At 58.7% G+C, this 20937-nt stretch carries 16 protein-coding genes; 5 read left to right on the forward strand and 11 right to left on the reverse strand.

What is annotated here, in order from left to right:
• Window positions 1-13 precede the first annotated feature (13 nt).
• A complete protein-coding gene (locus tag RGU44_RS05330) occupies window positions 14-934 on the forward strand; it encodes a LysR family transcriptional regulator (protein WP_322179427.1) in 921 nt (306 codons plus the stop codon).
• Window positions 935-961: 27 nt separating this feature from the next.
• On the opposite strand, the gene RGU44_RS05335 is transcribed toward RGU44_RS05330, so the two are convergent.
• Together RGU44_RS05335 and RGU44_RS05340 are read right to left on the reverse strand one after the other, a co-directional pair.
• Window positions 962-2272, reverse strand: a complete 1311-nt coding sequence (locus tag RGU44_RS05335; RefSeq protein WP_322179426.1) for a leucine-rich repeat-containing protein kinase family protein — start codon at window positions 2270-2272, stop codon at window positions 962-964.
• Between the two features lie 2 nt (window positions 2273-2274).
• Complete coding sequence (locus tag RGU44_RS05340; protein ID WP_322179425.1) at window positions 2275-2832, reverse strand: TetR/AcrR family transcriptional regulator; 558 nt, start codon at window positions 2830-2832, stop codon at window positions 2275-2277.
• Between the two features lie 105 nt (window positions 2833-2937).
• Here RGU44_RS05340 and RGU44_RS05345 point away from each other — a divergent pair, with 105 nt between their 5' ends.
• Complete coding sequence (locus RGU44_RS05345) at window positions 2938-4152, forward strand: MFS transporter (protein ID WP_322215994.1); 1215 nt, start codon at window positions 2938-2940, stop codon at window positions 4150-4152.
• A 105-nt stretch (window positions 4153-4257) separates the two neighbouring features.
• Window positions 4258-6150: a propionyl-CoA synthetase gene (locus RGU44_RS05350; protein WP_322215997.1), complete on the forward strand. Its 1893-nt coding sequence runs from the start codon at window positions 4258-4260 to the stop codon at window positions 6148-6150.
• A 36-nt stretch (window positions 6151-6186) separates the two neighbouring features.
• Here the strand turns inward: RGU44_RS05350 and RGU44_RS05355 are convergent, their stop codons facing one another.
• The 5 genes from RGU44_RS05355 to RGU44_RS05375 form a co-directional block, all read right to left on the reverse strand.
• A complete protein-coding gene (locus RGU44_RS05355; RefSeq protein ID WP_322217754.1) occupies window positions 6187-7338 on the reverse strand; it encodes a M14-type cytosolic carboxypeptidase in 1152 nt (383 codons plus the stop codon).
• A 204-nt stretch (window positions 7339-7542) separates the two neighbouring features.
• Window positions 7543-9516 carry an acetyl/propionyl/methylcrotonyl-CoA carboxylase subunit alpha gene (locus tag RGU44_RS05360; protein ID WP_322215999.1) on the reverse strand — a complete coding sequence of 658 codons (1974 nt, stop codon included), beginning with the start codon at window positions 9514-9516 and terminating at the stop codon, window positions 7543-7545.
• Entirely contained in the window at window positions 9513-10349 is an 837-nt protein-coding gene (locus tag RGU44_RS05365) for a gamma-carboxygeranoyl-CoA hydratase (protein WP_322179421.1), read from the reverse strand. Before RGU44_RS05365 ends, RGU44_RS05360 begins: the two co-directional genes overlap by 4 nt.
• A gap of 24 nt (window positions 10350-10373) precedes the next feature.
• The gene (locus RGU44_RS05370; RefSeq protein ID WP_322216002.1) at window positions 10374-11981 is read right to left on the reverse strand and encodes a carboxyl transferase domain-containing protein; all 1608 of its coding nucleotides are present in this window, start codon (window positions 11979-11981) and stop codon (window positions 10374-10376) included.
• 26 nt (window positions 11982-12007) lie between these two features.
• Window positions 12008-13171, reverse strand: a complete 1164-nt coding sequence (locus RGU44_RS05375) for an isovaleryl-CoA dehydrogenase (RefSeq protein ID WP_322179419.1) — start codon at window positions 13169-13171, stop codon at window positions 12008-12010.
• Between the two features lie 271 nt (window positions 13172-13442).
• On the opposite strand from RGU44_RS05375, the gene RGU44_RS05380 reads away from it, so the two are divergent.
• The gene (locus RGU44_RS05380; RefSeq protein ID WP_322216005.1) at window positions 13443-15122 is read left to right on the forward strand and encodes an AMP-binding protein; all 1680 of its coding nucleotides are present in this window, start codon (window positions 13443-13445) and stop codon (window positions 15120-15122) included.
• 535 nt (window positions 15123-15657) lie between these two features.
• Here RGU44_RS05380 and RGU44_RS05385 read toward each other — a convergent pair.
• The 3 genes from RGU44_RS05385 to RGU44_RS05395 all read right to left on the reverse strand — a co-directional run bounded on the left by RGU44_RS05385 (window position 15658) and on the right by RGU44_RS05395 (window position 18117).
• Window positions 15658-16575 (reverse strand): hydroxymethylglutaryl-CoA lyase, encoded by a 918-nt coding sequence (locus RGU44_RS05385; protein WP_322216008.1) that lies wholly within the window; start codon window positions 16573-16575, stop codon window positions 15658-15660.
• Between the two features lie 26 nt (window positions 16576-16601).
• On the reverse strand, window positions 16602-17003 hold the full coding sequence (locus RGU44_RS05390) for a MerR family transcriptional regulator (RefSeq protein ID WP_219060173.1): 402 nt from the start codon (window positions 17001-17003) through the stop codon (window positions 16602-16604).
• Between the two features lie 166 nt (window positions 17004-17169).
• Complete coding sequence (locus RGU44_RS05395) at window positions 17170-18117, reverse strand: LysR family transcriptional regulator (protein ID WP_322216010.1); 948 nt, start codon at window positions 18115-18117, stop codon at window positions 17170-17172.
• 161 nt (window positions 18118-18278) lie between these two features.
• On the opposite strand from RGU44_RS05395, the gene RGU44_RS05400 reads away from it, so the two are divergent.
• Window positions 18279-19511, forward strand: a complete 1233-nt coding sequence (locus RGU44_RS05400; RefSeq protein WP_322179415.1) for an acyl-CoA dehydrogenase — start codon at window positions 18279-18281, stop codon at window positions 19509-19511.
• 48 nt (window positions 19512-19559) lie between these two features.
• Here the strand turns inward: RGU44_RS05400 and RGU44_RS05405 are convergent, their stop codons facing one another.
• The gene (locus RGU44_RS05405; protein ID WP_322179414.1) at window positions 19560-20930 is read right to left on the reverse strand and encodes a phosphate ABC transporter substrate-binding/OmpA family protein; all 1371 of its coding nucleotides are present in this window, start codon (window positions 20928-20930) and stop codon (window positions 19560-19562) included.
• Window positions 20931-20937: the final 7 nt, after the last annotated feature.

A 20937-nucleotide genomic window follows, 5' to 3' on the forward strand; every position in this document is an offset into this window, starting at 1 on the left:
GACGAGGGCCGTGATGGATCAGGTCAAGGCGATGAAAATTTTCGTGCGTATCTATGAGCGCAGCAGCTTCACGTTGGCTGCTGAAGACTTGACCCTGCCGCGTGCGACGCTGACTCACAGCCTCAACCAACTGGAAGCCTGGCTCGGCACGCGCTTGCTGGAGCGCAGCACGCGCAGGGTCAAACCTACCCTTGACGGTGAGGCCTACTACGCGCGATGCATCCATTTACTGGCGGAACTGGAAGATGCCGAACATGCGTTCCGCAGCGTCGCGCCCAAAGGCATGCTGCGGATCAACCTGCACGGCACGTTGGCCAGGTACTTCGTGGTGCCAGCCTTGCCGGACTTCATGGCGCGTTATCCTGATATTCAACTGACCCTGAGCGAAGCTGATCGATTGGTGGACCTGGTTCAGGAGGGCGTGGATTGCGTGGTGCGGGCCGGCAACCTCAGCGATTCATCGTTGGTCGGCCGTCGTATCGCGATGCTGGAGCAGGTGACCTGTGCAAGCCCGGCGTACCTGCGCAAATACGGGGTGCCGAAACAGGTGAGGGACCTTGCGACTCACACGGGCGTGAACTATGTCTCCAGAACCACCGGCAAACCTTACCCCTTCGAGTTTATGGTGGATGGGCAATGCCAGGAGGTCCTGCTCGAGGGTCGCGTCGCGGTGTTTGGCGCTGAAATCTACGCCGCGTCGGCGGTTGCCGGCATTGGCATCATTCAGGTGCCGCGCTATCGGGTTGCTCAGCAACTGTCCGAAGATGTGTTGCGTGAAGTGTTGCCTCAATGCCCGCCGCCACCGATGCCCGTGTCGGTCCTGTATCCGCACAACCGCCACATGTCCCCGCGAGTTAGGGTGTTCGTCGATTGGGTGAGCGAGTGTTTTGCCGAGGCGGCGCGGGGGCTCGCCCGGCATGGGTATGACCAGTAGCTCCAGGGGTGAATGCACTGCATCGTGTCACAGGCGCCGTAACTCGCCATGAACCTGTGCAAACGACGGCCTTGCCAGTACGTCGGGATGCGTGCATCGGCTTTTCAGGTTAAGTAGCCACTCGGCAGGTGCTGGATCGCAACGCGTCAGCAATTCACCCAGCAGGATCCCGAAAGCCCTGACTTCAACGCGTTCCAGTGCCTGTGCTTGAGCGGTGTTGGCTGTCGGATAAAACGACGCTGCGCCAAAATCGCCGAGCAGGCAATCGCCGTCCTCGTCCCACAAGATATTGTGCCCGTACAGGTCGCCATGGCAGATACCGCCTGCATGCAGATGCTCGGCAACCGAGGCGATGCCGCAGGCCAGGCGCAGGGCGACGTCCAGCGAAAACCGGGTGCCTGAGGCATAGATGTCTCGGGTGCAGGAGTCCAGGCTGGGCGGGCCAGCGAGGTTGCTGAAGCTGGGGGCGATCAATTGCATCACCAGACCAACCTGTGCCTGTGGGTGTTCAGCGATCTGCCCCTGGACTTCGATCAGCTGTGGGTGAGCCCCCGCAGCAATGCAGGCAGACATTTCGTTGAGCGGGGAGCCGTCACTGGTGATGCTGCCCTTGTAGAGCTTGATCGCCACAGGCGTGGATTGGTTCTCCTGACGTTGCCACAGGGCTTGTTGGATCACCCCGGAAGCGCCTTCGCCCAGTTGCTGTTGTACCTGCAGATGCTCCCACGGGATCTGGCGGATGGGCGTTTCAGCGGGACTTACGGTCAGCGGGTTTCCGGCGTAGGCCAGCCAGGCAAGCGTGGGCAGTTTCAACAACCAGTCGGGCAATTCAGTCAGGCGGTTGGCCGCAATACGCACCAGTTCAAGTTGCGTGCAGGTCGCCAGACTCTCAGGCAACTTCTGCAAGCGATTACCCGCCAGCATCAATTTTTGCAAGGCACTGCAGGCGCCAAGTGCGTCGGGCAGGGCCTCGATGCAGTTGTCCGTCAGGATTAGCCAGCGCAACAAGGGCGGCAGTGCCTGAGCAGGAACGTAGCGGATCTGATTGGCCTTGAACCCGACGATTTGCAACTGCAGGCACTGACCTATACTGGCTGGCAGCTCGGTGAACCTGTTTTCCGAGCAGAACAACACGCGCAGGTGTTTCAGACGGTGCAGATCTTCCGGCAGGCGGCTCAACGCATTGCCGGTCAGATTGAGCACCTCCAGCGAGTCCGCGAGGTCGAAAATTTCCGCAGGAAACTCGGTCAGCCCGCAGGACAGATCAAGCCGTGTGATGCCCGCAAGCTTGCCAGCGCGCAGACGCTCAAGGGTATGAGTTTGATTGTCGATCGTCATCATTAATCCTGCCGCGCGAGGCAGATGTCGATTAATCGATGCATGCGTTCCAGGCTCGGTGGTGCTTCCGCGTAGAGGATGCGATACACCATTGGCGCAACGATGGCGTCCATCAATTCTTCGGCCGGTGGAGCAGTCTCACCTCGGGCGAGCGCGCGCCCGATGATGATTTGTAATTGGTCACGAACGATGGCAGAGCATTTTCCAGAGCAGGTTGCCGCGCTACTGGCCACGACGTCACGCATCAGTTCCCGCCCCGGGGCTGAACTCATTTCGTCCAGGTATTGCTCGGTCCACGTTTGCAGGTCTTCGCGCAGGTTGCCGCAATTGACCGGGATGTCCGGACGCAAACGTTCCACCGCTGCGTCTGCAAGCAGCGTGGTCAGGTCACCCCAGCGTCGGTAAATGGTTGAGGGCGTGACACCAGCACGGGCAGCAATCAGTGGGACGCTGAGGGCTGCACGATCGTGCTCGAGCAACAGGTCACGGATAGCCGCGTGGATCGATTCTTGAACACGGGCGCTGCGGCCTCCCGTGCGAATACCTTCTTTAATAGCCATGCGGCAGACCTTAACACAAAGAATTTGCTTTAAGCGGGATCGCGTTGCACACTCGAAAAAGCTAAATTATTGCTTTAACGGTTTGCTTTATCGGAGAGTGTACTCATGTCTCATCCTTTGCAGAACCCGGACCCGACCGTTCGTAGTCGTGGAGCACTGGGGTTTCTTGCCGTCACGGTGTTGTGCTTTTTTGCTGCGTCCAGCGCGCCCACCCCTCTTTATCACCTGTATCAGCAAAGCTGGGGCTTCTCGTCGGCGATACTGACCCTGATTTTTGCAGTGTATGCCCTGAGTTTACTGGGGGCCTTGTTGTTGGTCGGCTCATTGTCCGACTACTTGGGCAGACGCCCGGTCATTTTTGCCGCGCTGGTGCTTGAGATTTTGTCGATGGTATTGTTTATCGCCGCCACCGATGTGACCTGGCTAATCATTGCACGGGTGCTGCAAGGTTTCGCCACGGGCATGGCTGCCAGCGCATTGGGCGCTGCCTTGCTTGATTGTGATCAGACACAGGGGCCGTTGATCAACAGTGTCGCACCGATGCTGGGCATGGCCGCGGGCGCGCTGGGCACCAGTGTTCTGGTGACGTTCGCGCCCTTGCCGCTGTTGATGGCGTTTGTCGTGCTATTGATCGCTTTTGTGTTGCAGGCTCTGTACCTGTGGCGTCTGCCGGAAACGGTCAGCCCACAACCGGGTGTCTGGGCGTCGCTAAAGCTTTCGTTGCACGTACCACCTCAGGCGAGACGCACGCTGTGGCTGGTGCTGCCAGTGGATATAGCGGCTTGGGCGTTGGGCGGATTCTATCTGTCGCTGAGCCCATCATTATTAACCGCAGCAACCGGCTCGACGTCGGTTCTCAATGGCGGGCTGGCCGTGGCGGCATTAACCCTAAGTGGCGCGGTGGCGATTCTGAACCTGCGCAAACGTACACCCCGCCTGGCCTTGTTCGTGGGTGCCAGCTTTATGGGCGTAGGCGTCGCGGTGATTCTGGCGGCCGTCAACAGCGGTTGGCTATGGCTGTTTTTCGTAGGGACGGTGGTTGCCGGGTGCGGGTTCGGCGCAGGGTTCCTTGGGGCCATGCGCTTATTATTGCCACTGGCTCACGCCCATGAACGCGCCGGGCTGATGTCGACATTTTATGTGCTCAGTTACCTGGCATTTTGTGTGCCTGCATTGGTTGCCGGGCTCTCGGCACACAGCTTCGGGCTGATCGCGACCACCAACGTCTATGGCCTGGTGGTCATCGCCTTGGCATTGCTGGCTCTACTGGGTGTGCTGACCCAGCGTTCGGCCAATGCCCGTGCGATGGCTCAGGGCTAAAGCGGCCGACAAAAGTCGTAGCTGTTTTTCTCTGTGCATCTGCTACGTTCATGGGTGTAAGTCTTTCTCGCCAAGCCCTCAATAAGAACAAGCACAGGGACACCGATGAGCCAGCAACAGAAGCATTATCAGCAGCATTACGACCATTCCATCGCCGATCCAGAGGCCTTCTGGGCGCTACAGGCGCGCAACGTGGCGTGGTATCAGGCACCTCGACAGACTCTGCAAACCCTGGCTGACGGCACGCATCGCTGGTTCGCCGACGGTCAGCTCAATAGCAGCTATCTGGCACTCGATTATCAGATCGAGCAGGGCCGTGGCGAGCAGACGGCACTGATCTACGACTCGCCCGTCAGCCACAGCAAGGTGCGCTACAGCTACAACGAACTGCGTGACGAAGTGGCGCGGTTGGCGGGTTTGCTCCGCCAATTGGGCGTGGAGAAGGGCGACGGCGTAATCATCTATATGCCGATGGTCCCGCAGGCGGCCATGGCGATGCTGGCCTGCGCCCGACTCGGCGCAATCCACTCCGTGGTGTTCGGCGGTTTTGCAGCCCATGAACTGGCACTGCGCATCGACGATTCCAAACCCAAGCTGCTGCTGACGGCTTCGTGCGGGTTGGAGTTCGACCGGGTTATTGAATACAAACCCTTGGTGGACAAAGCCCTGGAACTGGCTCGCCATCAGCCGAGCCATGTTCTGGTGCTGCAACGCCCACAGGTTCAGGCGCAGTTGCAGAAGGGCCGCGACCTGGACTGGAACGCAGCCTTGGTCGGTGTGCAACCGGTCGATCCGGTGCCCGTCGCCAGCACCGACCCGCTATACATCATGTACACCTCGGGCACCACCGGCCGGCCCAAAGGTATCGTTCGCGAAAACGGCGGCAACGCAGTCGCGCTGACCTTCACCATGAGCCATATCTACGGGATGCAGCCGGGCGATGTCTGGTGGGGCATCTCCGATGTTGGCTGGGTGGTAGGCCACACCCTGATTGTCTACGGACCGCTGATGTGCGGTTGCACCACTATCCTGTATGAGGGCAAGCCGATCCGTACGCCAGATGCCGGCGCGTATTGGCGGGTGATCGAAGAATATAAGGTCAACGCGTTGTTCTGTGCTCCCACTGCCATGCGCGCGATTCGCAAGGAAGATCCTGACGGCGAGTTGATCAAGAACCGCGACCTGAGTTCGCTGCGACAGTTGTTTCTGGCGGGGGAAAAACTCGACTCCAGCACGCATCACTGGCTGGAACAACTGACTGGCAAGCCGGTACTCGATCATTGGTGGCAGACCGAAACCGGTTGGCCGGTGACTGCACCGTGCGTAGGTCTTGAAGGCCACAGCCCGGCCCCCGGTTCAAGCAACCGTGCAGTACCGGGTTACAACGTGAAGGTGGTGGATGAGGAGGGCCGGTTGCTCGCGCCTGGTCAGCAAGGTTCTATCGTCATCGCCTTGCCATTGCCGCCTGGGTGCAGCCAGACGCTTTGGAATGACCATACACGTTACCTGGAAGCTTATCTGCAGACCTTTCCCGGCTATTACCACACGGGTGATGGGGGGTATGTGGACGAAAATGGTTTCGTGTACATCATGGGCCGCACGGATGATGTGATTAACGTCGCGGGTCATAGGCTGTCCACCGGGGAGATGGAAGACCTGGTCAGCCAACATCCCGCCGTGGCCGAGTGTGCGGTGATCGGCGTGCATGACGAGATCAAGGGGCAGGTGCCGCTGGGCATGATCGTGCTCAAGGACGGCGTCAGCGAAAGTGCCGAGCAGTTGCGTAGCGAAATGGTGGCGTTGGTGCGCGAGAGAATCGGTGCGCTGGCGTGCTTGCAGCGTGTGGTCGTGGTCAAGCGCCTGCCCAAAACCCGCTCCGGCAAAATACTGCGCGGTGTTCTACGAAAAATCGCCGACGGCGAGGACTTCACTCCGCCGTCGACGATTGATGATCCAGCGATTCTCGGGGAGATTGCTGCTGCGTTGAAAGCAACATAAACCCCAAGAGCGGATTTGCCTGAAGGGGCCGTTGACTCAGCGCAGGACCGAGACCATTTCCGACACGGTGGTCAGGACATCCTTGGCCAGTTGTTTCGAGCGTTTGCCGGACCAGCCGGTGACGACGTCAGGCGCGTCATCGTTGTCCTTGAACGGCATTTCCAGGGTCAATGCCAGGCATTGGAAACGCTCGCCGACGCTGTTGCAGGCCAGGTTCATGTTGGCTTGGCCGGGGTTGCTGCGCGGGTAACCGTAGCGGGTCTGGAAATCCTGGGTGATTTCGCTCAAGCGGCGGCGGAAGTGCTCTTCCAGTTGCTGCTGGTGCGGGGTGTAGCCGGGATTGCCTTCACACGCGGCGGCAAACACGTAGGGGATTTCTTCATCGCCGTGGATATCGAGGAATAGATCTACGCCGTATTTCTCCATCTGCTGCTGGACGAAAAACACTTCCGGGCTCAGTTCCCGGCTGGAATCCTGCCAAGCCCGATTCAGGTCTTTACCCTTGGCGTTGGTGCGCAGATGACCGTGGAATGAGCCGTCAGGGTTCATGTGCGGCACCAGGTACAGATCGGCGGCAGCCAGCAGTTGCGCCATGACCGGGTCGTGTTTTTCCTGCAAGCGTTCGATCAGGCCTTCCATGAACCATTCGGCCATGTGTTCGCCCGGGTGTTGCTGGGCGATGATCCAGACCTTGCGCTTGCCGACAGCACCGTCGCCTTTGCGCAACAGTTGGATGTCGCGACCTTCGACGCTTTTGCCGATGGCAATCAGCTCGGTGCCGGCTTTGTTGATAGCCTGTTCTATCAGCCAGTCATGACGTGCGCGGCTATAGGGTTCAAAGTAGGCGAAATACACCTGCGACTCGGTTGGCGCAAGGCTGAAATTCAGGGCCGTGCCGTCGAATGTTGTCGGTACACGAAACCAGTGTTCATGATCGTAAGAGGCCACGGCCTGGTAACCGTTCCAGGCGCGGTTGTAGCTGGACTGGCTGGCGTTGGTCAGGCTGAAGGCGTGTTTTTGGCCCACGTCCAAGTGTTCGACCTTGAAGTGAAACCACTGAAGATGGGGGCTGTTCGTGTCGGGACGGATCGCCAGTCTTACGTTAGAAGGGTTGCTGGCGTCGAGTACTTCAATATTGCCGCTGTCGAAATCAGCGCTGATTTTGAGAGGGGTCTGAGTCACGGTTATTTCCTGTACGGCGGTACCAATTCGTGCCGGTACTGTACACCCATCGGAAAGAAACAAAAAAAAGACCCGGCAAAAAGCCGGGTCAAAACCGTGATTAGCCTGATGAGGAGATAACCCGGAAGCCGACCTGAGGCTTCTGGGTTATCGGGTTGATCTTGCGATCAACGGCGCCAATAATAACAATTATCATTCGCATATCAAAGTTTATTTTGCTTCATCCAGTTCCACCAGTGCCGTGCCTTCGCTGACCATCTCGCCTTCGACGCAATACAGCGCCTTGACTACTCCAGCATGGGGTGCGCGGATGCTGTGCTCCATCTTCATGGCCTCCAGCACCACCAACTGCGCACCCGCGTCGACGCTTTGACCGACCTCGACCAGCACCCGCACGATGCTGCCGTTCATTGGAGCGGTCAGGCCGCCCTGATGGCTGTGGCTGGCTTCAATCTCGGCAATCGGATCGAGGCGTTTGATGGTGTGCAGCTCGCCTTGCCAATGCAGATATAAGGTATCGCCCCGGCGGATCGCCAGATGCTGACGGCGCACGCCATCGTGTTCAATCAGCAGTTGCTCGCCCCTCAGCTCGGCCAGCGAGGCGCTGCTGTTGCGCAGCTGGATCACCTGCTTCTGGCCATTGCAGATCAAGTGCAGGTCGATTTCTGTCGGCAGCCCGGCACGCAGACCGTTGTGGCTGGCCCACGGTGAATAAAGGTCGTCCTGACGAACCGTGGCTGGCTGGCTTTGGCTGAAGGCCTCGCCAGCGGCTTGCCAGAACTCTGCCGATAATTCTCCGGCGGGTGGCAGCAACTGTTCCTGATAGCGTGGAATAAATCCGGTATCAAGTTCCGCCGCTGCGAACGCAGGATGAGCGACGATGCGGCGCAGGAACGCCAGGTTGGTTTTCAGCCCGCCGATGGCGAACTCATCAAGCATGGCCAGCAAACGCAGACGTGCCTGCTCACGGTTCTCGCCCCAGGCGATCAGTTTGCCGAGCATCGGGTCGTAGAACGGCGACACGCTGTCACCCTCGGCTACGCCGCTGTCCACGCGTCGACCGGGGCCGGCAGCAGGTTCGCGGTAGATGTCCAGCGTGCCGGTGGCCGGCAAGAAATCGTTGGCGGGGTCTTCGGCGTACAGCCGCACTTCGATGGCATGGCCAATCAGCGGTACCTGCGCTTGAGTAATTGGCAACGCCTCGCCTTGGGCCACGCGAATTTGCCAGGCCACCAGGTCCAGCCCGGTGATCGCTTCGGTGACCGGGTGTTCGACTTGCAGGCGAGTATTCATCTCCATAAAGAAGAATTCGCCGCGAGAGTCCAGCAGAAACTCCACCGTGCCTGCGCCGACATAACCAATGGCTTGAGCAGCACGCACCGCCGATTCACCCATGGCACGGCGCAGCTCTGGGCTGAGACCGGGGGCAGGGGCTTCTTCGACGACTTTTTGATGGCGGCGCTGAATCGAGCAGTCGCGCTCATTAAGGTACAGGCAGTTGCCGTGCTGATCGGCAAACACTTGGATTTCGACGTGACGCGGCTTGAGCAGGTATTTCTCCACCAGCATCCGCGAGTCACCGAACGATGACTGTGCTTCACGCTGAGCCGAGGCCAGCGCTTCGGCCATTTCACTGACCTGTTCCACCACCTTCATGCCTTTGCCGCCACCGCCTGCCGTGGCTTTGAGCAACACCGGGTAACCGATGCGTTCAGCGGCGGCGCTGAAGGTTGCGACGTCTTGTGCTTCGCCGTGATAACCCGGTACCAGAGGTACGCCCGCGTCTTCCATCAGGGCCTTGGCGGCGGATTTGCTGCCCATGGCGTCGATGGCAGAGGCGGGTGGACCGAGGAAAACCAATCCAGCGTTTTCGATGGCGCGGGCAAACCCTGCGTTTTCAGATAAAAAGCCATAACCAGGATGAATCGCCTGGGCGCCGCTGGCCTTGGCCGCAGCGATCAATTTGTCGATCAGCAAGTAGCTGTCGGCCGCCTTGCTCCCACCCAGATCCACTCGGATGTCAGCCTCGCGGCTGTGTCGAGCATCGCGATCGGTGGCGCTGTGCACGGCAACGGTGGTCAGCCCAAGCGCCTTGGCGGTGCGCATGATGCGGCACGCAATTTCGCCCCGGTTGGCGACCAGAATTCGGGTCAGCGGTGGTGTAGGGGGCTGCGAGGCGCTCATGGGCGCGGCTCCTTTTTATTGGATTGAGCGGCGTCAGCCTGCTCGGACTGCCAGGCCGGTGCGCGTTTTTCCAGAAAGGCGCGCAAGCCTTCCTGGCCTTCAGGGCTGACGCGGATACGGGCAATGGCGTTTTCGCAATAACGACGCAGGGCAGGGGTCAGTGCACCGTTACCTACTTCACGCAGCAGGTCTTTACTCGCACGCATTGCTTGTGGGCTGTTGAGCAGCAAGGTGTCGATCCACTGATCGATCTGCTGCTCGAACTCGGCGGCTGGGTAACACTCGGCAAGCAAACCGATTTCCCGTGCGCGCAGGCCACTGAAGCGCTCGGCCGTCAGGGCGTAACGACGCGCCGCACGCTCACCGATGGCTTGCACCACGAAGGGGCTGATCACCGCCGGGGCCAGGCCGATGCGCACTTCCGACAGGCAAAACTGCGCATCTTCGGTACCGATGGCCATGTCACAGCAACTGATCAGACCCAATGCGCCGCCATAGGCCGCGCCTTGCACGACCGCCAAAGTGGGGATCTTCAATTTGGCCAGGTTGTACATCAACTCGGCCAGTTCGCGGGCATCGTCGAGGTTGGTGTTGTAATCCAGGTTCGCCGATTGCTGCATCCAGGCCAGGTCGGCGCCAGCGCTAAAGTGCTTGCCCCGGCCACGGATCACCATGAAGCGCAGACGGGTGTCGGCTTGCACATCATCCAGGGCGATGATCAGCTCGCGAATCATTTGGGCGTTGAAAGCGTTGTTCTTGTCCGCGCGGTTCAGCCAGAGCGTGGCGAACCCCCGGGGATCGGTGTGCAATTCAACTGTGTGTAAATCGGTCATGTTCACTCCGTGGGCGCGGCCCGGTTACATCCGGAACACACCGAATGTGCTTGGCTCGATAGGCGCATTCAGCGATGCGGACAAGGCCAGGGCAAGGATGTCCCGGGTTTGCGCGGGGTCGATTACACCGTCGTCCCACAAACGGGCGCTGGAGTAATAAGGATGACCCTGGTGCTCATACTGATCGAGAATCGGTTGCTTGATCTCGGCTTCCTGCTCAGCGCTGAACGTGTGACCGCTGCGTTCGGCTTGCTCGCGCTTGACCTGCACCAGCACGCCAGCAGCTTGTTCGCCACCCATTACGCCGATCCGGGCGTTGGGCCACATCCAGAGAAAACGCGGGTCGTAGGCGCGGCCGCACATGCCGTAGTTACCGGCGCCGAAACTGCCGCCAATGATGACCGTGAACTTCGGCACCTTGGCGCAGGCTACGGCGGTGACCAGCTTGGCGCCGTGCTTGGCGATGCCGCCAGCTTCGTACTTCTGGCCGACCATGAACCCGGTGATGTTCTGCAGAAACAACAACGGGATGCCGCGCTGACAGGCCAGCTCGATGAAGTGCGCGCCTTTTTGCGCCGATTCAGCGAACAGGATGCCGTTATTGGCCAGGATCGCGATGGGATAGCCGTGCAGATGGGCAAAGCCGCAGACCAGCGTGGTCCCGAACAAGGCCTTGAATTCATCGAACACGGAGCCGTCCACCAGGCGCGCAACCACTTCGCGCACATCGAAGGGTTGCTTCGCGTCAGCCGGGATCACCCCGTACAACTCGTCGGCGCCATACAGCGGGGCAATGGGGGGCAGGGCGTTGAGTTCACCCTGTTTACGCCAGTTGAGGTTGGCGATGCTGCGTCGGGCCAAGGCCAGGGCATGTTCATCACTTTCGGCGTAATGGTCGGCAACCCCAGAGATCTTGCAGTGCACATCGGCACCGCCCAGGTCCTCGGCGCTCACCACTTCACCGGTCGCGGCTTTCACCAACGGTGGGCCAGCGAGGAAAATCGTCGCCTGTTGGCGAACCATGATTGCTTCATCGGCCATGGCCGGCACGTAAGCACCGCCCGCGGTGCACGAGCCCATGACCACGGCGATCTGCGGGATGCCCACGGCGCTCATGTTCGCTTGGTTGAAGAAAATCCGCCCGAAGTGCTCGCGGTCCGGGAACACTTCATCCTGACGCGGCAGGTTGGCGCCACCGGAATCGACCAGATAGATGCACGGCAAGCGATTTTGCTGAGCGATAGTTTGCGCTCGCAGGTGTTTTTTCACCGTCAGCGGATAGTAAGAGCCGCCTTTTACTGTGGCGTCGTTGGCGACGATCATGCATTCGACGCCCTCGACCCGGCCAATGCCGACGATCAAACCTGCCGCGGGTACGTCTTCGCCATACACCTCGTAAGTCGTCAACTGGCCGATTTCAAGGAAAGGCGAACCGGCATCGAGCAAACGGTTGATCCGTTCGCGGGGCAGCAGTTTGCCGCGCGACGTGTGGCGCTCTTGGGCTTTAGGCCCGCCGCCCTGATGAACCTGGGCGAGCAACTTTCGCAAGCCTTTGACGTGTTCCAGCATCGCTGCGCCGTTGAGTGCGAATTCGGGCGAGCGCGTGTTGATTTGGGTGTGCAGGATGGCCATGAGGCACTCCAAAAGATCAAATAGGCTCAGCGCGTTTCGTTGAACAGCTCGCGACCGATCAGCATGCGGCGGATTTCACTGGTGCCCGCGCCGATCTCATACAGCTTGGCGTCACGCAACAGGCGTCCGGCCGGAAACTCATTGATATAGCCGTTGCCGCCGAGGATCTGGATGGTGTCCAGAGCCATTTGTGTGGCGCGTTCTGCGCTGTACAAGATCACCCCGGCAGCATCCTTGCGCGTGGTTTCGCCGCGCTCACAGGCTTGAGCCACGGCATACAGGTACGCGCGGCTGGCATTGAGTTGGGTGTACATGTCGGCGACCTTGCCTTGAATCAGCTGGAATTCGCCGATGCTCTGGCCGAACTGTTTACGGTCGTGAATGTAGGGCACCACCACGTCCATACAGGCCTGCATGATCCCGGTAGGGCCACCCGAAAGCACGACGCGCTCGTAGTCGAGGCCGCTCATCAAGACTTTGACGCCGCTGTTCAGCACCCCGAGCAGGTTCTCTTCCGGCACTTCGACGTCATCGAAAAACAGCTCGCAGGTGTTGGAGCCACGCATGCCGAGCTTGTCGAATTTATTGCTGCGGGAAAATCCTTTCCAGTCGCGCTCGACGATGAAAGCGCTGATGCCATGAGCGCCTTTTTCCAGGTCAGTCTTGGCGTAGATCACATACGTGTTGGCATCCGGGCCGTTGGTGATCCAGGTTTTACTGCCATTGAGAACGTAATGATCGCCGCGCTTGTCGGCGCGCAGTTTCATCGACACCACATCGGAACCGGCATTGGGTTCGCTCATGGCTAAGGCACCCACATGCTCGCCACTGATCAGCTTGGGCAGGTATTTGGCTTTCTGCTCGGGGTTGCCGTTGCGGTTGATCTGGTTCACGCACAGATTGGAGTGAGCGCCGTAGGAGAGGGCGACTGAAGCCGAGCCACGGCTGATTTCTTCCATCGCCACAACGTGAGCCAGGTAGCCCATGCCCGCGCCGCCGTATTCCTCAGAGACCGTGATGCCGAGCAAACCCATGTCACCGAACTTGCGCCACATGTCAGCAGGGAACAGATTGTCTTTATCGATTTGCGCCGCACGGGGCGAAATTTCTGCCGCGACAAAGGCCTGAACCTGGTCGCGCAGCATGTCGATGGTTTCGCCGAGGGCGAAGTTCAGGCTCGGGTAGCTCATGCTTTTTACCTTTCCTATTATTGTTGGGTGCAAACCCTGGGTTGGGGTCTTGAAAATAATGAGTGCTATGGTGAATGCTGTATTCACCTTTACGTTAACGTAAACCTGTCGGGCTTTGCCTGTCAACATCCGTTCATAGGCATGACCTTTACGTTAACGTCAATTTGCGCCAAAGTAGACGTGTTCGAAGAGTAAGGCCTCTATGATGGCTGTGTCTGGCGAAACGACGATACGGCTGTGATCCCAAAACAAACATAAAAAGGGACGGTCCATGATTCAACCTAGCTATTCTCGCGGTCGGCAGGACAAAGCGCTGTTGGCGCAGACCATCGGTCAGGCATTTGACGAGACTGTCGCCAAATTCCCTCTTGGCGAGGCATTGGTCGTGCGCCATCAGCAACTGCGCTATAGCTGGGCGCAGTTGGGCGAAGCGGTAGACCTGCATGCGCGGGCGCTGATGGCGCTGGGCTTGCGGACGGGCGACCGCCTGGGGGTTTGGGCCCCGAACTGCGCGCAGTGGTGCATTACCCAGTTCGCCAGCGCGAAACTGGGCGTGATTCTGGTCAATATCAATCCCGCCTATCGCACCAGTGAGCTGGAGTACGTGCTCAAGCAGTCTGGCTGTCAGTGGTTGATTTGCGCCGGAGCGTTCAAGACCTCGAACTACCACGCCATGTGTGCCACGCTGGTTCCTGAATTGTGTGACTACCCGGCAGGACAGCTGCGCAGTGAGTCCCTGCCGGAGTTGCGCGGGGTGATTAGCCTCGACGAGCAGCCGCCAGCAGGCTTTCTTCCATGGAGCGCGTTGGCGTCTTTGGCAGTCGAGGTCAGTGTCGAGCAACTGAACGAGCGACAGCGCTGTCTGCAATTCGATCACCCCGTGAATATCCAGTACACCTCTGGCACCACCGGTTTCCCCAAAGGTGCGACCCTCAGCCACTACAACATCCTCAATAACGGTTACATGGTCGGTGAAAGCCTTGGCTTGAGCGCGACTGACCGCGTCGTGATCCCGGTGCCGCTGTATCACTGCTTCGGTATGGTCATGGGCAACCTGGGTTGTATGACCCATGGCGCAACGATGATCTACCCAAATGACGGTTTCGACCCTTTGCTCACCCTCCGCGTTGTGGCTGAGGAGCGAGCCACTGCGCTGTATGGCGTGCCAACCATGTTCATCGCCATGCTCGATCATCCGCAACTCAAGGCATTTGACCTGTCCAGCCTGCGCACCGGGATTATGGCTGGCGCGACCTGCCCGATAGAAGTCATGCGCAAAGTGATCAGCGAGATGCACATGAAGGAGGTGCAGATCGCCTATGGCATGACTGAAACCAGTCCGGTGTCGCTGCAGACCGGGCCTGAGGATGGCATTGAGCTGCGGGTAACGACCGTGGGCCGCACTCAGCCGCAACTCGAGAACAAAATCATCGACGAAACCGGTTGTGTCGTCCCGCGCGGCCAGATAGGCGAGTTATGCACCCGGGGTTACAGCGTGATGCTCGGCTATTGGAACAACCCGCAAGGCACCGCCGAGGCGCTGGATCAAGCGGGCTGGATGCACACCGGCGACCTGGCGTCGATGGACGACAATGGTTACGTGTGCATCGCCGGGCGCAACAAGGACATGATCATCCGTGGCGGCGAGAACGTGTATCCCCGCGAGCTGGAGGAGTTCTTTTTTACCCATCCCGCAGTGGCGGACGTCCAGGTGATCGGCATTCCGGATACCAGGTATGGCGAAGAGATCGTCGCCTGGATAAAGCTGCACCCGGGGCACGTCGTCAGTGCGCTCGAATTGCAAGGTTGGTGCAAAGACCGGATCGCCCATTACAAAACCCCGCGCCATTTCAAATTCGTCGACGAATTCCCCATGACCGTAACGGGCAAGGTTCAGAAATTTCGCATGCGGGAAATCAGTGTCGAAGAATTGCTGAAGGCGGTTGAGTAGGGGCTTGATGGGGTTTGGCAAGCGCCAGATAGCACGAAGGGGAGCCTAGGCTCCCCTTCAAGGTTTTATGCATGCTCTTTTTTTATTGTTTTAGGGTGGCCTGTTGTTGTTTTTGGCGACCGTTCCCTTTTACCGCTGTTTTAGTCGATCCCATTCAGGATCAAGAGCAAACGTATTTTTTTGAGCGCTGACTCGCTTTCATCACCTGCGTGATCCAACCAGTTCGGGAGCTACCTGAGGTAGTTTTATTGTTCTCTGCCCGGTCGCGGGGTCGAAACCCCTGAAAAGCTATCCACTCCAAAAAAATCTATTAGCTGCGTCTCTGTCCGTGTTGTTCTTGTTATGTCAGAGCCGATACGTATTGTTTTTATTGGGTACTGCATTATTTTTTATTTTTGTTGTACGGAACCTATAGCAGAAGCCGTGCCAACTTAATCAAGTCCTTTAAAATCAATGGCTTGAAAAAATACCTGCCAAAGTCGCCGAGAAAAATTATCAGTAATTGTTTCCGTGTTACCCGTTTCCTCCCCACCTTTTATTGGCGCGGTAACACTCCGGTCGCCAAACGCGCCTTCGCGACCCGTGAACCGGTAGGGCGCCCCAGCACGTCACAGATCCGCTGACCGGCTGCAATCAAGCGATCCATATCGATGCCGGTATCAATCCCCAGACCGTTGAGCATGTACAGCACATCTTCGGTCGCGACGTTACCGCTGGCGCCTTTGGCATAGGGGCAACCGCCGAGCCCAGCGATAGAACAGTCGAACACCTGAATCCCCTCAAGCAGGCTGGCGTAGATATTGGCCAGCGCTTGCCCATAGGTGTCATGGAAATGGCCCGCCAGTTTGCCCCGCGGGATCTGCCCGGCGACAACGTCGAACAAGGTGCGAGTCGCGCCCGGTGTACCGGTGCCGATAGTGTCGCCCAAGGACACCTCATAACAGCCCATGGCGAACAGTTCGTTGGCGACCGAGGCCACCTGCTGTGGTGCGACCTGGCCTTCGTATGGACAGCCGAGCACACAGGAGACATACCCGCGCACACTGATGCCGTGCAGGCGGGCGGCCTCCATGATCGGGACGAAACGCTCCAGGCTTTCGCTGATCGAACAATTGATGTTGCGCTGGGAGAACGCTTCGGACGCGGCGGCGAATACCGCGACTTCTGTCACGCCAGCGGCGAGGGCGTCTTCAAACCCCCTGAAGTTGGGCGCCAGCGCCGCATAGGTCACGTCGGGCTTGCGCTGGATCTGAGCGAAGACTTCAGCGGACCCGGCCATTTGTGGGACCCATTTGGGCGAGACAAAACTGCCGACTTCGATATAACTCAGGCCTGCGGCGGTCAGTTCATCGACCAACCGCACCTTGTCCGCGACGCTAATGGGCTGGGCTTCATTTTGCAGGCCGTCGCGAGGGCCGACTTCCACCAGGCGAACATGTTGAGGCAGGGGCATGGCATCACCTTATATTTATTTGAGGTTTACTCAGTAACATCATGATCTGTAACTGTTCTTTCAAGTGCAGCCAGGCAACGCTCTTCAGCAGTGTCCAGCTCCAGCTGCATTTGCTGGATGTCCAGCAGTTGCTGTTCAAGCTGAGTACGACGGTCACTGATTTTACCGAGCATGGTATTCAACTGTTTTCGATTGTCGCCGCGAGGGTCGTACAGCTCGATCAGTTCCCGGCATTCTGCCAGGGAGAAGCCGATGCGCTTGCCACGCAGAATGAGTTTCAGACTCACCTTGTCGCGGCCTGAGTAGACACGCTCAAGGCCCCGCCGCTCGGGAGCGAGCAGGCCTTGTTCCTCGTAGAAGCGAATAGCGCGGGTGGTAATGTCGAGCTCGCGGGCGAGGTCGGAAATGCTGTAGGTCTGACTGCTCATGAAGGGACTCACGGTTCAACGTGTGGCTAACCTACGGCGTGCTTGACGTATACGTCAAGCTGCCTGCCGCGCCTTCATTCACTTTTGCTGCCTCATCCATGCGCAAATCACGACCATTTAACCTAGAAATGACTTTAAGTTATTAAAATTAACACTTTATAATCAATTACTTGGGATTTATATCTAAAGCTTTATCTAGCTTCTTTTCTTGCGCTGTCACCAGTTGGCAGAGTTCGATTATCTGCTCCCGCATCCAGCGGTTAGCCGGGTCCTGATCAGTGCTTTCGTGCCAGTAAAGGTGGGTTTCCACCGGCGGCACATCGTTGACCGGCAAATTGACATAGTGCAGATCATGGCGTCTGGCGAAGCGCTCCGGCACGGTCATGACCATATCGGTCTGTTGTAGCACTTGCGAAGCCATCAAGTAGTGCTGCGAGCGCAGGGCGATTTTGCGCTGAATGCCCATCTTGCCCAGTGCCAGGTCAACATGTCCCAGGCCGCTGCGGCGGCTGGAAATGTGGATGTGCGTCAGGGACAGGTAGTCTTCCAAGCTGAATTTTTCTTTGGTCGCCAAGGGATGCCCCTTGCGCATGGCACACACGTATTTGTCTTCCATGAGCTTGACGTGACGCACTTGCGGGTCGGTATTGAGGGGCGCATCGACGGCGAAGTCCAGCCGCCCGGCTGCCAGCTCCTTGGTGGTCTCGCGACGCTTGGACAAAAAGCTCTCGATAATCACCGCCGGGGCCAGTCGACGCAGACGTTGAAACAACGCAGGGAGGATCACCGCTTCGGTCAAGTCGGTCATGCTGATGCGGTAGGTCTTGTTTGCCTGCAACGGATTGAAAATCCGGCTTTCCTGCACCGAGACGCGCAGCAATGTCAGGGCGTTGCGCACCGGCCCGATGATGTTCTGGGCCATGGGCGTGGGCACCATGCCTTGCGCGGTCCGTACGAAAAGTGGGTCGTTGAAGGTCTCCCGCAGGCGGGCCAGAGCGTTCGAGACCGCAGGCTGGGTGATGCCGACAATCTGTCCGGCACGGGTCAGATTGGCTTCGGTATAGATGGCATCAAAGACAATAAAGAGGTTGAGGTCGACCTTGCTCAGATTCATTCCATTGCGCTCTCATGTTGTTTTTATTGAGACGTTACGAAGGCCGATCATATATCGGTTATGAATGTTTATACACGTTGAGAATAGGTTAGATAAATTTTCATCGCTGATCTAGCATCCAATTCATGCACTCACCCACCTCCTTCAGAAGGTAGCTGCTCATGGATTTCGCGTACTCCCCAAAGGTTCAAGAACTGCGTGAGCGCGTCACTGCGTTCATGGATGCTTATGTCTACCCGGCAGAGCCTGTGTTCGAACGTCAGGTCGCCGAGGGCGATCGCTGGCAGCCCACTGCGATCATGGAAGAGCTCAAACTCAAGGCCAAGGCTGAGGGGTTGTGGAACCTGTTCCTGCCAGAGTCGAAGCTCGGTGCGGGCCTGACCAACCTCGAGTACGCTCCGTTGGCTGAAATCATGGGCCGTTCGTTGCTAGGGCCAGAGCCGTTCAACTGTTCGGCGCCAGACACCGGCAACATGGAAGTGCTGGTGCGCTATGCCAACGAAGCCCAGAAGCAGCAGTGGCTTGAACCGATGCTGCGCGGCGAAATTCGTTCAGCGTTCGCCATGACCGAGCCGGACGTCGCGTCCTCCGATGCCACCAACATGGCCGCCCGCGCTGAACGTGACGGTGACGAATGGGTGATCAACGGCCGTAAGTGGTGGACCTCTGGCGCCTGCGACCCGCGTTGCAAAATCATGATTTTCATGGGCCTGAGCAATCCCGAAGGTCCGCGCCATCAGCAACACTCAATGATTCTGGTGCCGACCGATGCCCCTGGGGTGAAAATCGTCCGCTCGCTGCCAGTATTTGGCTACGACGATGCCCCCCACGGTCATGCTGAAGTGCTGTTTGAGAACGTTCGCGTGCCTTACGAGAACGTCCTGTTGGGTGAGGGGCGCGGCTTTGAAATCGCTCAAGGTCGACTCGGGCCTGGACGGATTCACCACTGCATGCGCTCTATCGGCATGGCTGAACGGGCATTGGAACTGATGTGCAAGCGTTCGATCAGCCGCACTGCATTCGGTCGTCCGTTGGCGCGACTGGGCGGTAACATCGACAAAATTGCTGATTCGCGGATGGAAATCGACATGGCGCGCCTGCTGACACTAAAGGCTGCGTACATGATGGACACCGTCGGCAACAAAGTCGCGAAAAGCGAAATCGCCCAGATCAAGGTCGTGGCGCCGAACGTGGCATTGCGCGTGATTGACCGGGCGATCCAGATGCACGGCGGCGCAGGGGTTTCCAACGATTTCCCGTTGGCCTACATGTACGCAATGCAGCGCACGTTGCGCCTGGCCGACGGCCCGGATGAAGTGCACCGCGCGGCGATAGGCAAGTTCGAGATCGGTAAGTATATGCCGAAGGAAATGCTGCGTAGCGAGCATCACTGACCGCGAGTAGCGGTGGGGGGCGGATTTATTCGCCCCCCACCCAGGTACTCAATACACCCAAACCTCTACCCGCCGATTTTTGATCCGGCCTTCATCGGCGTTGTTGGCCGCCACCGGCATCTCATCACCCAAACCGCGAATGTCGCGCAAGACCACGCCCGCCTTGACCAGCTCTCGCCGCACCGCCATGGCCCGGAGTTTGGACAATAACGCTGCCCGCGCTGGATCGCTCTTGGCATCGCCAAACCCTACCAGCGTGACGTGGCCGTTCAATTTGTCGTGTGTCTTGAGGTAGTCAACGACCCGCTGCAGGTCGAGTTGCGCCTTGTTATCCAGGGTCGCACTGCCTTGGGCAAAGCGAAAATTCACCGACAGACGCTGTGCTTGCTTGACGATGGCTTGATAGTCCGCAGGCAGCCCTGCTGAGGCCTGGACCTTGATCGCCTGTACCGTCTGGGCGATGAAGCCGCTGTTGGCAACGATGGCCTGGCCTTTGCTGCTTTGTGCGAACTGCACCAGTGCTTCGGCCCATGGTTGGAGGCCCTGAGGTGGCAGGTAGAAATACAGGCGCCGCGACAGAGGGTAATCCTCGGTGGCAATCAGGCTGACGGTCGGCAGCATCGGTTTCGAATCGCCATCGGCAATCGCGACAGCGTGGGCCCTGCGCACGTAAGGCAAACCGATAAAGCCAATGCCTCCACGGTCCTGGCTGACTTCATCAGACAGCTGCTCACTGGATTCGAATCGCTTGGTGTTGTGCGCCAGGGTTTTGCCGTACTTGAGCAGTACCAGCTCATTGAACGTGTCGAAGGTGCCGGAGTGATCATCGCGGGCATACAGGTGAATCGCGCCACCGGTACCGCCGAGATCTTCCCAGTCGTGGACTTCACCCGAGAATATTTGCGCGAGTTGTTCAGTGTTCAACTGATGCAAGGGATTGGCCGGATGGAGGATCACCGCCACGCCGTCGATGGCAATGACTTGTTCGGCCTTGCGGCTTTTCAGGTCGCCCAGCGAGGCCAGGTTCGCCAGTTCGCTGTCCTTGATCGGCCGTGAGGAGGCTGCCAGGTCGGCCTTGTCGGCCTTCAATGCAGTGAACCCCGTCCCAGAACCGTGGGCCGCCACCTCGATTAGTACCGTGCGTCCGGCAGGCGTCTGGCCGAGCACACGTTGTTCGTTCTCATGGGCGCCCGCTTCGATACGCACATTTTGCAGACCTTGGGCGTGCAGCAAGCCTTCGACCAGCGCTGGGCCCAACGCGGCGCCAATGGTATTGGAGCCTTGGATGCGTAACGCCGGGATGCCTTCGGCAGGGATCGGCAGTGCCGCGAAAACCACACCGGGCAGGGTGCTGCAGATAAAACCGAATAGCCAGGCTGCGCGGTGTCGGGCAGTACCAGTGAACAGAGCGCGCAGCATGTGCGGC

Source organism: Pseudomonas sp. 5C2, from assembly GCF_034314155.1.
In the GTDB taxonomy this organism is placed as follows: domain Bacteria; phylum Pseudomonadota; class Gammaproteobacteria; order Pseudomonadales; family Pseudomonadaceae; genus Aquipseudomonas.